This window comes from Jiangella sp. DSM 45060, assembly GCF_900105175.1.
GTDB lineage: Bacteria > Actinomycetota > Actinomycetes > Jiangellales > Jiangellaceae > Jiangella.
Genome location: NZ_LT629771.1, coordinates 1,139,322 through 1,152,845, shown reverse-complemented (window position 1 = coordinate 1,152,845; position 13,524 = coordinate 1,139,322). Strand labels below are relative to the sequence as shown.

At 72.1% G+C, this 13,524-nt stretch carries 12 protein-coding genes; 4 read left to right on the top strand and 8 right to left on the bottom strand.

Annotated elements, in window-relative coordinates:
* Positions 1 to 4: 4 nt before the first annotated feature.
* From BLU82_RS05140 to BLU82_RS05120, 5 genes are all read right to left on the bottom strand, one after another.
* A complete protein-coding gene (locus BLU82_RS05140; RefSeq protein ID WP_092616503.1) occupies positions 5 to 1,987 on the bottom strand; it encodes an ABC transporter ATP-binding protein in 1,983 nt (660 codons plus the stop codon).
* Positions 1,984 to 3,717 carry an ABC transporter ATP-binding protein gene (locus tag BLU82_RS05135; RefSeq protein ID WP_092616499.1) on the bottom strand — a complete coding sequence of 578 codons (1,734 nt, stop codon included), beginning with the start codon at positions 3,715 to 3,717 and terminating at the stop codon, positions 1,984 to 1,986. Before BLU82_RS05135 ends, BLU82_RS05140 begins: the two co-directional genes overlap by 4 nt.
* 62 nt (positions 3,718 to 3,779) lie before the next feature.
* Positions 3,780 to 4,385 (bottom strand): TetR/AcrR family transcriptional regulator, encoded by a 606-nt coding sequence (locus tag BLU82_RS05130; protein ID WP_157740589.1) that lies wholly within the window; start codon positions 4,383 to 4,385, stop codon positions 3,780 to 3,782.
* A gap of 186 nt (positions 4,386 to 4,571) precedes the next feature.
* Positions 4,572 to 5,228, bottom strand: coding sequence for a response regulator transcription factor (locus BLU82_RS05125; RefSeq protein WP_092616493.1), 657 nt, complete (start codon positions 5,226 to 5,228; stop codon positions 4,572 to 4,574).
* A complete protein-coding gene (locus BLU82_RS05120) occupies positions 5,225 to 6,364 on the bottom strand; it encodes a sensor histidine kinase (RefSeq protein ID WP_092616490.1) in 1,140 nt (379 codons plus the stop codon). The genes BLU82_RS05125 and BLU82_RS05120 overlap by 4 nt, the downstream gene beginning before the upstream one ends.
* 162 nt (positions 6,365 to 6,526) lie before the next feature.
* Between BLU82_RS05120 and BLU82_RS05115 the strand changes: the two genes are divergently transcribed.
* From BLU82_RS05115 to BLU82_RS05100, 4 genes are all read left to right on the top strand, one after another.
* Positions 6,527 to 7,018 carry a DUF6326 family protein gene (locus BLU82_RS05115; protein ID WP_092625463.1) on the top strand — a complete coding sequence of 164 codons (492 nt, stop codon included), beginning with the start codon at positions 6,527 to 6,529 and terminating at the stop codon, positions 7,016 to 7,018.
* 81 nt (positions 7,019 to 7,099) lie between these two features.
* On the top strand, positions 7,100 to 7,951 hold the full coding sequence (locus tag BLU82_RS05110; protein WP_092616487.1) for a slipin family protein: 852 nt from the start codon (positions 7,100 to 7,102) through the stop codon (positions 7,949 to 7,951).
* A gap of 168 nt (positions 7,952 to 8,119) precedes the next feature.
* Positions 8,120 to 10,018 (top strand): anthranilate synthase family protein, encoded by a 1,899-nt coding sequence (locus tag BLU82_RS05105; protein WP_092616484.1) that lies wholly within the window; start codon positions 8,120 to 8,122, stop codon positions 10,016 to 10,018.
* Positions 10,019 to 10,027: 9 nt separating this feature from the next.
* Complete coding sequence (locus BLU82_RS05100) at positions 10,028 to 10,546, top strand: hypothetical protein (protein ID WP_092616480.1); 519 nt, start codon at positions 10,028 to 10,030, stop codon at positions 10,544 to 10,546.
* Positions 10,547 to 10,553: 7 nt separating this feature from the next.
* Here the strand turns inward: BLU82_RS05100 and BLU82_RS05095 are convergent, their stop codons facing one another.
* From BLU82_RS05095 to BLU82_RS05085, 3 genes are all read right to left on the bottom strand, one after another.
* Positions 10,554 to 10,967 carry a glyoxalase/bleomycin resistance/extradiol dioxygenase family protein gene (locus BLU82_RS05095; protein WP_092616477.1) on the bottom strand — a complete coding sequence of 138 codons (414 nt, stop codon included), beginning with the start codon at positions 10,965 to 10,967 and terminating at the stop codon, positions 10,554 to 10,556.
* Between the two features lie 46 nt (positions 10,968 to 11,013).
* Positions 11,014 to 12,570, bottom strand: a complete 1,557-nt coding sequence (locus tag BLU82_RS05090; RefSeq protein WP_172885534.1) for an HNH endonuclease signature motif containing protein — start codon at positions 12,568 to 12,570, stop codon at positions 11,014 to 11,016.
* Between the two features lie 94 nt (positions 12,571 to 12,664).
* Entirely contained in the window at positions 12,665 to 13,468 is an 804-nt protein-coding gene (locus tag BLU82_RS05085) for an AraC family transcriptional regulator (protein ID WP_092616471.1), read from the bottom strand.
* Positions 13,469 to 13,524 lie beyond the last annotated feature (56 nt).

Below are 13,524 nucleotides of genomic sequence, written 5' to 3'. Positions count from 1 at the left end.
CCCCCTACTCGTCGACGGCGGGCAGCGCGAACTGGCTGTTGTACAGGTCGAAGTATGCTCCGCGCCGCTCCAGCAGCTCGGTGTGCGAGCCCTGCTCGACGATGGCGCCGTCACGCATGACGAGGATGAGGTCGGCGTCGCGGATGGTGGAGAGGCGGTGGGCGATGACGAAGCTGGTGCGGTCGCTGCGCAGCGCCGCCATGGCGTGCTGGACGAGCACCTCGGTGCGGGTGTCGACCGACGACGTCGCCTCGTCGAGGATGAGGATGGACGGGTCGGCGAGGAACGCCCGCGCGATGGTGAGCAGCTGCTTCTCACCGGCGCTGATGTTGTCGCCCTCCTCGTCGATGACGGTGTCGTAGCCGTCGGGCAGCGAGTGCACGAACCGGTCGACGTAGGTGGCCTCGGCCGCGGCGCGGATGCGCTCCTCCGGCGCCGACGGGTCGCCGTAGGCGAGGTTCTCGCGGATGGTGCCGCCGAACAGCCAGGTGTCCTGCAGCACCATGCCGATGTTGGAGCGCAGCTCGTCGCGGCTGAGGTCGGCGATGTCGCGGCCGTCGATGGTGATGCGCCCGCCCTGCAGCTCGTAGAACCGCATGATCAGGTTGACCAGCGTGGTCTTGCCCGCGCCGGTCGGTCCCACGATCGCCACCGTGCGGCCCGGCTCGGCCACCAGCGAGAGGTCCTCGATCAGCGGCTGGTCGGGGTCGTAGCTGAACGTGACGTGCTCGAACTCGACCCGCCCGCGGGCCGGGCCGCCCAGCGTCGCCGGCGCGGCCGGGTCGGGCACCTGCTCGGGCTCGTCCAGCAGCTCGAACACCCGCTCGGCCGACGCGACGCCGGACTGCAGCAGGTTCGCCATCGACGCCAGCTGGGTGAGCGGCTGGGTGAACTGGCGGGTGTACTGGACGAACGCCTGCACCTCGCCGAGGCTCATCGACCCGGACGCGACCCGCAGGCCGCCGACGACGGCGATGGCGACGTAGTTGAGGTTCCCGAGGAAGAACATCGCCGGCATGATCAGCCCGGACACGAACTGGGCGCCGAAGCTGGCCTGGAACAGCTCCTCGTTCTTGCCGGCGAACGACTGCTCCACCTCGCGCTGCCGGCCGAACACCTTGACCAGCGCGTGGCCGGTGTAGGCCTCCTCGATCTGCCCGTTCAGCGCGCCGGTGTGCGCCCACTGCGCGACGAACTGCTTCTGCGACCGCTTCGCGACCAGCGCCGTCACGAGCAGCGACAGCGGGATCGTCGCCAGCGCGATCAGCGCCAGCAGCGGCGAGATCCAGAACATCATCACCAGCACGCCGATGACGGTGAGCAGCGAGTTCAGCAGCTGGCTCATGGTCTGCTGCAGGCTCTGCGACACGTTGTCGATGTCGTTGGTGACGCGGCTGAGCACGTCGCCGCGGGCGTTGGCGTCGAAGTACTTCAGCGGCAGCCGGTGGATCTTGTCCTCGACGTCGGAGCGCAGCCGGAACACCGTCCGCTGCACGATGGTGTTGAGCAGGTACGCCTGCAGCCACATGAACAGCGACGCGCCCACGTAAAGCGCCAGCACGCCGAGCAGCACCGTCCGCAGCGCGTCGAAGTCGACACCCTGGCCGGGCACGACGTCCATGTGCGCGAGCATGTCGGCGAAGGTGTCCTGGCCGCCGGCGCGCAGGCCCTCGACCGCCTGCTCCTTGCTGACATCGGCGGGCAGCTGCCGGCCGATGACGCCCTGGAAGATGAGGTCGGTGCCGTGCCCGAGCAGCCGCGGGCCGATCGCGTTGAGCGCGACGCTGATCACGGCCAGCACGATCACCAGCGCGACGCCGGCCCGCTCCGGCGCCAGCCGGCCGATCAGCCGCTTCGCCGACGGGCCGAAGTTCAGCGCCTTCTGCGGCGGGCCGGCCATCGCGGCCATGCCGGGCGGGCCGCCGCCGGGACGGCCACCCGCCGGCCGTGCGGGCGCGGCCGTCGTCGTGGACCTGGACGCGCTCATGCGGCCTCCTCCGCGCTCAGCTGGGACTCGACGATCTCGGCGTAGGTCGGGCAGGTCTCGATCAGCTCGGCGTGCGTGCCGAGCCCGACGACGGCGCCGTCGTCGAGCACGACGATCTGGTCGGCGTCGATGATGGTGGAGATCCGTTGCGCGACGATGACCACCGCGGCGTCCGTGGTGTGCGGGCGCAGCGCCGCCCGCAGCCGGGCGTCGGTGGCGAGGTCGAGCGCCGAGAACGAGTCGTCGAACAGGTAGATGTCGGGCCGGCGGACCAGCGCGCGGGCGATCGCCAGCCGCTGCCGCTGCCCGCCGGACACGTTGGTGCCGCCCTGCGCGATCGGCGCGTCCAGCCCCTCCGGCATCTCCTCGACGAAGTCGGCGGCCTGTGCGATGCGCAGCGCCTCCCACAGCTCGTCGTCGGTGGCGTCGGGGTTGCCGTAGCGCAGGTTGCTGGCGACCGTCCCGGAGAACAGGTACGCCTTCTGCGGCACCAGCCCGATGCGCTCGCGCAGCGCCTCGGGGTCGAGCCGGCGGACGTCGACGCCGCCGGCCAGGACCTGCCCGGCGGTGACGTCGATCAGCCGCGGCACCAGGCTGACCAGCGTGGTCTTGCCGGAGCCGGTGCTGCCGACGACGGCGGTCGTCGTGCCCGGCTCGACGATGAACGTGACGTCGCGCAGCACCGGCGACTCGGCGCCCGGGTACGCGAACTCGGCGTCGCGCAGTTCCAACGACACCCGCCGCGGCAGGGTCGTCACCGGGTCGGCCGGCGGCACCACCGACGACTCGGTGTCGAGCACCTCGCCGATGCGCTCCGCGCACACCGTCGCCCGCGGCAGCATGACCAGCATGAACGTCGCCATCATGACCGACATCAGGATCTGGATGAGGTAGGTCAGGAACGCCGTCAGCGAGCCGATCTGCATCTGCCCGTCGTCGACCCGGCCGGCGCCGAACCACAGCACCGCCACGCTGGACACGTTGAAGATCAGCATGACCCACGGGAACATCAGCGCCATCAGCCGGCCGACGTAGAGCGCGGTGTCGGTGAGCGCGGTGTTGGCGACGGCGAACCGGCTCTGCTCCCAGCGCTCGCGGACGAACGCCCGGACCACGCGGATGCCGGTGATCTGCTCGCGCATGACCCGGTTGACGCCGTCGATGCGCTCCTGCATGAGCCGGAAGCCGGGCACCATGCGGCGCACGATCAGCGCGATGCCGAGGATCAGCGCCGGGACGCAGACCAGCAGCAGCCAGGCCAGCCCGACGTCCTCGCGCAGCGCCATGATGACACCGCCGGTGGCCATGATCGGCGCCGTGACCAGCAGCGTGCACGACATCAGCACCAGCATCTGGACCTGCTGGACGTCGTTGGTGTTGCGGGTGATCAGCGACGGCGCGCCGAACCGGCCCACCTCGCGGGCGGAGAACTCGCCGACCCGGTGGAAGATCGCGGCCCGGACGTCGCGGCCGAACGCCATGGCCGTCTTCGCGCCGAAGTACACCGCGCCGATCGTGCAGGTGATCTGCAGCAGCGTCGCCGCCAGCATCCACCCGCCGGTGCGGACGATGTAGCCGGTGTCGCCGCGGGCGATGCCGTTGTCGATGATGTCGGCGTTGAGGCTGGGCAGGTACAGCGAGGCCAGCGTGCCGATGAACTGCAGCACGACGACGGCGGCGAGCCAGCGGCGGTACGGGCGCAGGTACGTCCGCAACAGGGTGATGAGCATGGAACGGCTCCGAACTGGAGTGGTCGGATGTGACGTGTGCGTCGTGTGCCCGGGTCGGAGGGTCAGGGCGACGGGTCGCCCGCGTCGAGGCAGACGCCGTGCAGCAGCAGGTCGACGACCTCGGCCGGGGACATCGGCTCGTGGTCGTTGATGAGCGGGTGGAAGCCGGCGAAGGCGAGGATGCGCAACCGCCTGGCCACCTCGACCGGCGAGACCCGCAGCCGGTGCCGGTCGGGCTCGACCAGCGCGGCGATGACGGCCATCATGCCGGCGTGCCGCGGTGGCTGCGTCCGGCCGTCGTCGCCCGGCGGCCGGCTGAAGCCGACGGCGGCCATGAGCTGGAAGACGCTGGTCAGCCGCTCGTGCAGGATGTCGGCCGCGAGCAGCAGCCGGTGCTCCAGCGGCAGGTCGGTGCCGATGGCCCGCAGCCGCCGCTCGGTGTCGCTGGGGTCGAGGGCCGCCTCGAGGACCTGTTTGAGCAGGGTGTCCTTGTCGTCGAAGACCCGGAAGATGGTGCCCTCGGCGATGCCGGCCGCCTCGGCGATCTGCCGCGTGCTGACGGCGAAGCCGTGCTCGTAGACCAGCGGCAGGGTGGCCTCGATGATCGCCTCACGTCGCTGATCGGGCGACATGGGCGTTGCGCGAGCCCGGCGCGTCTCGGTGGCCACGGGACGATGCTAAGTGAGTGAGGACTCACTCACAACCGATTTTCGTCTGGTTCGCTCAGCGCTGACGGACCAGATCGCTTCCGGGCCCAGTCCAGATCCACCATCACTGCCCGGCTGTGTCGATGCGCCCCTGCGCTGTGATCCATCGACTCCTCGGCGAAGATCCGACGCTGCGATCTGGACCCGCTAATCGGCTCTCACGCGTCTGGTGTCGTGTGCCCACATGGCGATCTCGACGCGGTTGCGGGCGCCGAGCTTGGTCATCAACGATGCGACGTGGGTCTTGACCGTGCTGAGGCCGACGAAGAGCTCGGTGGCGATCTCGGCGTTGGTCCGGCCCCGTGCCACCAGCGCGAGCACCTCCTCCTCGCGCTCGGTGAGCGGGTCGATGGGCTGGACCGGTACCACCGGCGCCTGGTCGGCGAAGGTCGCCAGCAGCCGGCGGGTGACGTTGGGGGCGATCAGCGCGTCCCCGTTGGCCGCCGCGTGGATGGCCTGCACGAGGAGCTCCGGCCCGGCGTCTTTGAGCAGGAAGCCGCGGGCGCCGGCGCGTAGGGCGCCGAGGACGTACTCATCGAGGTCGAAGGTGGTGATCACGACGACCGCCGTCGGGTCCGTCACGTCTGGACCGGCCAGGCGTCGCGTCACCTCGACGCCGTCGAGCCCGGGCATCCGGATGTCGACGAGGAGGACATCGGGACGCAGCCGGGTCGCCAGGTCGAGCGCTGCGAGCCCGCCTGCTGCCTCCCCCACGACCTCGAGGTCGGGTTGCGCGCCGAGGATCATCACCAGCCCGGTCCGGACCAAGTCCTGGTCGTCGGCTACGACAACACGGATGCTCATGCCAGCGCCTCCACCGGCAGCACGGCCTCGACCACCCAGCCACCCTCGGGCCTCGGCCCCGCGGAGAGCGATCCGCCGAGGAGCTGGGCGCGTTCGGCCATGCCCAGGAGGCCGAACCCAGGCTCCGGGGCCGGCCCCGGCTCGGTCTGTCCATCGTCGCTGACACGCAGCCTGACGGCGTCGCCCTCCCGGCGTACGTCGATCCCGACGCGAGTCGCGCTCCGGGCGTGCCGTACGGCGTTGGTCAGCGACTCCTGCGCGAGCCGATAGAGCGCGGCATCCACGGGTCGCGCCAGCCGGGTCAGCGAACCGTCCAGCGAGACCTCGACGGTGGGCGTCGCGTCGGCGCGCGCCAGCGCAGGCAGGTCCGCGACACCCAGCTGCGGTGAGTAGGCGACGGCTTCCTCCTCACGCAGCATCCGCACCATGGATCTCATCTCCGCCAGGGTTCGCGACGCTTCAGACTCGATCGCGGCCAGGACCTCGGCAGCCTTCTCAGGCTCGATGCCGGCAACCACGCGACCGGCCTGCGCCTGCACCGCGATGGCCGAGACGTGGTGGGCCACGGTGTCGTGCAGCTCGCGAGCCAGCCCCACCCGCTCCTGATTGCGGATCTCGCGCTGTTGGCGATGCCAGAGGTCCGCGCGGTAGCGGAACACCGCCGCGAGGGCGACGAACAACAGCAAGAGGACGCTCCCGCCGAAGACGTCGGCCCAGCCCGCGGAGGAGACGAACATCCCCAGCGCGACGACGACCGCCACGAACGCCGTCCCCAAGACCATCTCCCGTCCCGAGCCCCACCGCACCAGGGAGTAGAGCAGGACCAGGACGGCCATCATGGAGTAGAGGCCGAGATCCCCGGCGTGCGCAGTCAGCTGGAGGACCGAAAGCAGCCCGGCGACGCCCCACCCGACCAGGGCGGCCATCAGGGGGCGAACCCGCCGCCAGAGCAGGGCCGGCATCAGCGCCACGGCGAGCACCGTCACAAGGGGTCGCCAGGCCAAGCCCGGCCGAGCGATGCCCTCGACCAAGGCGGCGGCCGCGAACACGCCCACCAGCAGCCGGTCGAGCCGACCGACGGGTGGAGCGTCAGCAGGCCGCGGCTCCTGCCAGATGGAGCGCCGGACGGTGACCACGACTCCAGACTAGGGATCGGCGCGCCTCGGCGTACCCGCCGAAAGAACGAGAGACAGACCATGCCATCGGCCAGGCGAACCCCAGCCTCCGGGCCGAGGCGCCCGCCGCCGGGCGCAGCGATCGTGGACCTACCGATCCTCACCACGACAACGGAGCCCATGATGAGAACACGTCAGCCCACCACCGCCACACTGGAAGACCAGCCGATCCCGGTGAGAGCCAAGCTCGCCGCAACGTGGACGAGCTTCATGTTCCTGTACGCCTACGTGGACATTCTCAACTTCTTCACGCCCGGCGTCATCGAAGACATCCTCGACGGCAAGGTCTTCGAGTTCGACCTCTCCCAGACCTTTTCGACCACGGCGCTGACCCTCATGGCCATCCCGATCCTCATGGTCGTGCTGTCGATGACGCTGCCCGCCCGGGCGAACCGCATCACGAACCTCGTCGTGGCCTCGCTCTACGTCCCCGTCACGGCATTCAACGCGGTGGGCGAGTCCTGGCTGTACTTCTACGGCCTTGGCATCGCACTGGAATTGATCCTTCTCGCCCTCATCGTGCGGTACGCCTGGACCTGGCCCCGCACCGCACCGTCGGCGACCATGGCGACCAGCCCGGACCGTGTCACCGTTCGCGCCCGCCAGCAAGCGTGAACCCGAGGTTCCCCGGGTTCGCTCAGCGCTGACCGGCGGGCGTACGCTCGAGAGTGAAGGGCCGCTGACGAGGAGGTCAGCATGGGTGCGCTATTCGCTCTCCTCACCATCATGGTGATCATCGCCCTCATCGGGTACGCCGCGAGCGCCCGCATCGTCCGTCAGTTCGAGCGTGGCGTCGTGTTCCGGTTCGGCAAGGTGCACGGGCCGCCGCGCGAGCCCGGGTTCGCGTGGATCGCCCCGTTCGTCGACCAGATGCGCAAGGTCAACGTGCAGATCATCACGCTGCCGATCCCCGCGCAGGACGGCATCACCCGCGACAACGTCACGGTGCGCGTCGACGCCGTCGTCTACTTCCGGGTGCACGACCCGGTCGAGGCCGTCGTCGAGGTGCAGGACTACGAGTTCGCCGTGTCGCAGGTGGCACAGACGTCGCTGCGCTCGATCATCGGCAAGAGCGAGCTCGACGACCTGCTGTCCAACCGCGAGTCGCTGAACCAGGGCCTCGCGCTGATGATCGACAGCCCGGCCGTCGGCTGGGGCATCGAGATCGACCGGGTCGAGATCAAGGACGTCGCGCTGCCGGAGACGATGAAGCGCTCGATGTCACGACAGGCCGAGGCGGAGCGGGAGCGGCGGTCGCGGATCATCACCGCCGACGGCGAGCTCCAGGCGTCGCACAAGCTCGCCTCGGCCGCGTCCACGATGGCCGAGACCCCGGCCGCGCTGCAGCTGCGGCTGCTGCAGACCATCGTCGAGGTCGCCGCGGAGAAGAACTCCACGGTCGTCCTGCCGTTCCCGGTCGAGCTGCTGCGCTTCCTGGAGAACGCGAGCGGCCAGGCGGCGCCGGGCACCCCCGCCGTCCCGCCGGCCACCGCCGACACCAACGGCGCCCGGCCGGTGCCCGAACAGCCGCCGCCCCCGCCGCCGTGATGCTAGGGTCTGGCGCATGTACGCGACCGTGCTCGGCCAGTGGTGGCCCGCCTCCTAGGCGGCCCTCCCCCTTCGCGTACCCCACGCAAGCGACCGCCTCCACCGAGGCGGTCGCCGTCGTTTGCGGCCCGTTCCGCCCCGGTCGAGGCTCGACCGGAAGGAACACCCATGCTGCAGGACCTCCTCGACGACCCCGCTCCCCCGCCGTTCGCGCTGCTCGCCCGGGCCGGCCGGCCCGGCGTCGAGCTACTGCTCGGTGATGTCGTCGACGTCGACCGGCTGGCGGACATCCCGCTGCCCGGGGCCGGCGGCCACGCGGCAACGCTGGCGCTGATCCCGTACCGCCAGCTGACCGAGCGCGGGTTCGAGTGCCACGACGACGGCGCGCCGCTGCGCTGCCTGCGGGTGCGGTCGCGGGTCTCGCTGGACCGGGCCGACGTGGTCGCGGCGCTGGCCGGCGACGTCGACGTGACACCCGGCGGCTTCGACGTCGCCGACGACGAGTACGCCGACATCGTCGGCCGGGTCATCCGCGACGAGATCGGCCGCGGCGCCGGGGCGAACTTCGTCATCCGGCGCGACTACCTGGCCCGGCTGACCGGGTCCGTACCGCACGCGGCGCTGCGGCTGTTCGGCCGGCTGCTCACCGGTGAACCGGGCGCCTACTGGACGTTCGCCGTGCACGCCGGCGACGTGACGATGGTCGGCGCGACGCCGGAGCGCCACGTCAGCGTCGACTCCGGCACCGTCGTGATGAACCCGATCAGCGGCACCTACCGGGTCCCGGCCGGCGGCGCGACCACCGGCGACCTGCTGCGGTTCCTCGCCGACCCGAAGGAGACCGAGGAACTGTTCATGGTCGTCGACGAGGAACTGAAGATGATGAGCGCCGTCTGCCAGGACGGCGGACGGGTGCTCGGGCCGTTCCTCAAGGAGATGAGCCACCTCGTGCACACCGAGTACCTGCTCGAGGGCACGACGCGGCTGGACGTGCGCGACGTGCTGCGCGAGACGATGTTCGCGCCGACGGTCACGGGGTCGCCGCTGGAGAACGCGGCCCGGGTCATCACCCGCTATGAGGTGGGTGGGCGGGGGTACTACGCGGGCGTGGCGGCGCTGATCGAGAGCGGCGACGACGGGTTGTCCGTCGATGCGCCGATCCTGATCCGGACCGCTCAGCTGGCGCCGGACGGTTCCGTGCGGGTGCCGGTCGGCGCGACGCTGGTGCGGCACTCCGTCGCCGGTCACGAGGTGGCCGAGACGCACGCGAAGGCGGCCGGCGTGCTGACGGCGCTGGGCGTGCTGCCCCTTCCGGCGCCCCCGGCCGCGCCGTCACCGTCGCCGTCGTCGTTCGCCGCCGACCCGGAGGTCGCCGCCGCGCTGACCGCGCGCAACCGCACCCTGGCGCCGTTCTGGCTGCGGCCGCAGGGCCAGGGCGAGCGGCCGGCGCTGGCCGGGCGGTCGGTGCTGATCGTCGACGCCGAGGACCGGTGGACGGCGATGCTGGCGCACCTGCTGCGCCGGCTGGGCATGCGGGCGGAGGTGCGCCGCTGGTCCGGCGTCGACCCGGCCGACGGCGCCGCGTATGACCTGCTGCTGGCCGGTCCCGGCCCGGGCGACCCGCGCGACGTCGACGACCCGCGCATCGCCCGGCTGCACGACGTCGTCCGGGCCCGGCTGGACGCGGACCGCCCGCTGCTCGCCGTCTGCCTGAGCCACCAGGTGCTGGCCGGGCTGTTCGGCCTGCCGCTGGGGCCGCTGCCGCAGCCGTACCAGGGCACGCAGCGGCTGGTGCCGCTGTTCGGCCGCGAGACCCGGGTCGGCTTCTACAACACCTACGCGGCCCGGCTGGTCGACGGCGCCGAGCCGCCCGGCGTCGAGGTCGCCGCGCACCCGGAGACCGGCGAGGTGTTCGCGCTGCGGGGCGCCGGGTTCGCGTCGGTGCAGTTCCACCTGGAGTCGATCCTGTCGGCGGACGGGATCGACCTGCTGGCGGAGCTGGTGACCGGCGCGCTCGCACCGGTCCACGACAGACGGGCGGTCCGCGCCTCGCTCGATCTGGCCTAGGATCCGGACATGGACGTCCCTGTCGTGACCGAGGAGCTGGTGCGGCAGTTGCGGGACGGCTATCCCCACGTCGCACTCGTCTACGCCGGTGACGGCGTGCTGATGGTCCGCGGCCCGCGCGGCGGCGTGGTCGAGGGCGAGCGTCTCTACAGCTCGCAGCGGCTCGACTCCTGGCGGCCCGCCGCCGGCGGCCAGGCGCTGTCCGACCGCGAGCACGCCGCCCGGCTGACGGCGCAGCTGAGGCCGGTCATCGAGGACCTCGTCGCGCACGAGCGGGCCGAGGCGATCCTCGGCCTGCTCGCCGCGTACACCGGCCCGGACATCTGGGCCGATGTCATCGAGAAGCTGCCCGACTTCGACCGCCGTATCCCGGCGGAGTACCCGAGCTACGTCCGGTCCGCCTACGACCAGCGCCACCACGACGCCAACGCCACCACCGCGGAATTCGTCGGCCTCGGAGAACGCGTGACGTTCTCGCTGGACCGTCGCGAGAACCGCTGGCAGGCGGCGTACACCAAGGGCGGCTGAACCCGGCTCAGTCCGGATCGCCGTCGAGCCGCCGCTGCACCTCGTCCGCGTCGAGGTCCTCGGTCTGCCGCGAGACGATCCACTGGATGCCGAACGGGTCGCGCAGCCGGCCCTGGCGCATGCCGTACGGCTGGTCGCCGATCGGGAAGACGACGGTCGCGCCGGCCTGCTCCAGGGCGGCCCCCACGGCGTCGGGGTCGGCCACCTCCAGCGTGAAGAGTGCGCCGGCGGCGGGGTCGTGCTCGTCGGCGTCCTTGATCGACAGCGTGCCGCCGCCCAGCCGGAACTCGGCGTACACCACTCGGCCGCCGGGCCCGGCGTAGCGCACGCCGGGCTCGGCGCCGAGCGCGCGGCGGTAGAAGTCGATCGCGGCGTCCGCCCCGTCGACGACGAGCTTCGGTGTCACGGTGAAGTCGCTCATGACCCCATCGTGGCGCGTGCCGCGGCGGCGCGCTTGGAGAAATCGGTCAGTCCGGGCGCTTCAGATATCGATGCCCGGTGGGACTGGTCCACCGAGTCGTACCGCTGGGTTGTCGTTCGGCGCCCCAGCGGCCGCGATGTTTGATCAGGTGATGGGCCTCGCACAGCGAATGCAGGTTCGCGGGGCTGGTGGGGCCGCCGGCGGCGAACGGGATGATGTGGTCGATGTCGGCGGCGCGGGCCGGCTGATGGCAGCCGGGCATGCGGCACGTCCGATCGCGGGCGGTGACGAACGCCGCCAGCGCCGCGGTCGGGCGGTACCTCCTGCGGCCGAGGTCGAGAAGCTGCCCGGTCTTGGGGTCGGCACGCAGCCAGGTCCACACGCCCGCGGCGGCGAGGGTGCGGGCGACGTGGGCAGGGATGGGCCCGTAACCCTCCAGCTCAGCCGGCTCGTCACTGAGCCCGACCGCGGTCGGGAACGGAACGGTGACGTGCACGGTGACGGACCGCCGCCGTCTCGGCCCGGGGCCGCCGGAGGTGTGCCCGCGCGCCACGACGGAGGCCGGGCCGCCGGGCCCGCATGCAGCGCCGGACGGGACGGCCGGAACCGGGCGAGCAGTAGCAGTCGTGTGCCCGGGCGACAGAGCGGGGACCTGACCAGCCGCCGCGCCCGTCGCACCAGCGCAGTGCGCGGCCGACCTCACAGCCGCCGGATGAGCCCGCGCGTTGGCGGGATCGTCGTCGGCCAGGGCGGCCCAGGCGAGCTCCGCCAGCGCATCCGCGCGCCGCTGATCGATCGAGCGGGCCGGCAGGCCCGCCGCGGCGTCGGCACGCTTGGCGTCGGCAGCGTCCGCCTTCACCACCGTGTTCAGCGCTATCGCGTCCTCTGCCGGCAGCAGCGCCTCGAGGAACGCCATCCCGTCCGACGCCGGGGTGACCGCGACATAGCGGCAGTCGCGAGCGATGCGCTGACGCTCCGCGGTCTCGACCGGCGCCAGCTGGTGGAGACGCCGCTTGATCAGCTTGCGCAGCGCCACCGTGTCGATGACCCGCGCCTCGGGGAGAACGTCGGCCTCGACCCGCGTCCGCACGGCGGGATCCTGACCGCCCAGTTCGTCGGTGATCACGCGCGCCCGACGCAGGTCGATCGACCCCGCGGAGAGCGCTGCGTGGGTGTCGGGGAAGTCCTCGACCAACTGGACGGCGTGGCCGACGAGGTTCTCGGCCTGCTTGACCGTGCGCTGGCACCGCGCTGCCACCTCGACAGCCGTGATGGTGACGGGATTGACCGATCGGCAAGCGGGACCTGCGGACTGCAGCTCGGGACGCGAGGCCAGCTCGCTGAGCACGCGGGCCTCCTCGGCGGCCGCCCAAGCCGCCAGCCGCGCCCACCCGGCGGCCGCCTCGACGAGATTGCCGGCATCGGCCGAACCGGCGTCGAAAGCCGCGAGAACTGCGGCCAGCTCAGGACCCGTCGGCGTGCGCTCCGCATCGACGGGCAGCACACGAGCCGACCGCTCCAGGAACCCCGGCTCGATGGCGTCGCCGAGCAGCACGTCCGGCTCCACCCGCACCCAGTCGAGCGAGTCCGGACACCACACCACCAGCGGTCCCCTCGCCGGAGAATCACCCGGCGACGCAGCAGCTAGTAGCGTATTCTCGAACATACGACCAAGCTACCACCCCACGCGTTCAAGATCAACTCAGCGGGACGTGGTTGTGCTCGGCGGCGGAACGCGGGACGTAGCGGGCGGGGGTGAGGCCGGTGAGGGCGCGGAAGTCGTTGATGAGGTGCGCCTGGTCGAAGTAGCCGTGCCGGGCCGCGACCTCCGCCCAGTCGACGCCGGGGGCGGTGGCGGCCCGCAGCACCCGCTGCAGCCGCCTGACCCGGCCGAACTGCTTCGGCGACAGCCCGACGGCGGCGCGGAAGCGGCGTTGCAGGGTGGACGCGGACGCGTCGACCCGGGCGGCGACGGCGTGCACGGGAGCGCCGCGGTCGAGCGCCGCGACGGCGTAGGCGAGGGCGCCGTCGGGGCCGGAGCCGCCGGCCGACCGCAGCCGCGCCAGCAGCACCCGCTCCAGCACGTCCAGCCGCCGCTCCGGGGTGCGGGCGGCGAGCACCCGCTCGCGCACGCTGGCGCCGTCAGCACCCCACAGGTCGGCCAGCGGCGTGACGGGGTCGGTCAGCGCCGCCGCCGGAACGTCGCCGAAGGCCACGACGCCGCCGGGACGGAACACGACGCCCGCGGTGCTGGCCTGGTCGGCGGTGTCGACGCCGACGGGCCGGGCCAGCGGGGCGCACAGGCCGGCGCCGCCGACGCCGCGACGGACGGCGAGGCCGGGGCCCTCGTACCAGTTCAGGCGGTCGGCGGCGAGGTTGACGACGAGTTGCGCGGCGCCGGTGGGCAGGGTGCGGTCGCGGCCGGGCGGCAGCGGCTCGTCGAGGTACCAGAGGTGCTCGACGAACGGCGCGAGCGCGGCGTGGGGCCGGCGGACCAGCATCCTCCGACCGTACCCGGACGCCGGCGGGCCCGCCGGCTTGACCTTGACGCAGGGTC

What these genes read in the sequence shown, in the direction of transcription:
- BLU82_RS05105 (WP_092616484.1), top strand. Translation starts at nt 8,120, where the DNA reads ATGCTGCAGGACCTCCTCGACGACCCCGCTCCCCCGCCGTTCGCGCTG.
- BLU82_RS05135 (WP_092616499.1), bottom strand. Translation starts at nt 3,717, where the DNA reads ATGCTCATCACCCTGTTGCGGACGTACCTGCGCCCGTACCGCCGCTGG.
- BLU82_RS05110 (WP_092616487.1), top strand. Translation starts at nt 7,100, where the DNA reads ATGGGTGCGCTATTCGCTCTCCTCACCATCATGGTGATCATCGCCCTC.
- BLU82_RS05140 (WP_092616503.1), bottom strand. Translation starts at nt 1,987, where the DNA reads ATGAGCGCGTCCAGGTCCACGACGACGGCCGCGCCCGCACGGCCGGCG.
- BLU82_RS05085 (WP_092616471.1), bottom strand. Translation starts at nt 13,468, where the DNA reads ATGCTGGTCCGCCGGCCCCACGCCGCGCTCGCGCCGTTCGTCGAGCAC.
- BLU82_RS05115 (WP_092625463.1), top strand. Translation starts at nt 6,527, where the DNA reads ATGAGAACACGTCAGCCCACCACCGCCACACTGGAAGACCAGCCGATC.
- BLU82_RS05095 (WP_092616477.1), bottom strand. Translation starts at nt 10,967, where the DNA reads ATGAGCGACTTCACCGTGACACCGAAGCTCGTCGTCGACGGGGCGGAC.
- BLU82_RS05100 (WP_092616480.1), top strand. Translation starts at nt 10,028, where the DNA reads ATGGACGTCCCTGTCGTGACCGAGGAGCTGGTGCGGCAGTTGCGGGAC.
- BLU82_RS05125 (WP_092616493.1), bottom strand. Translation starts at nt 5,228, where the DNA reads ATGAGCATCCGTGTTGTCGTAGCCGACGACCAGGACTTGGTCCGGACC.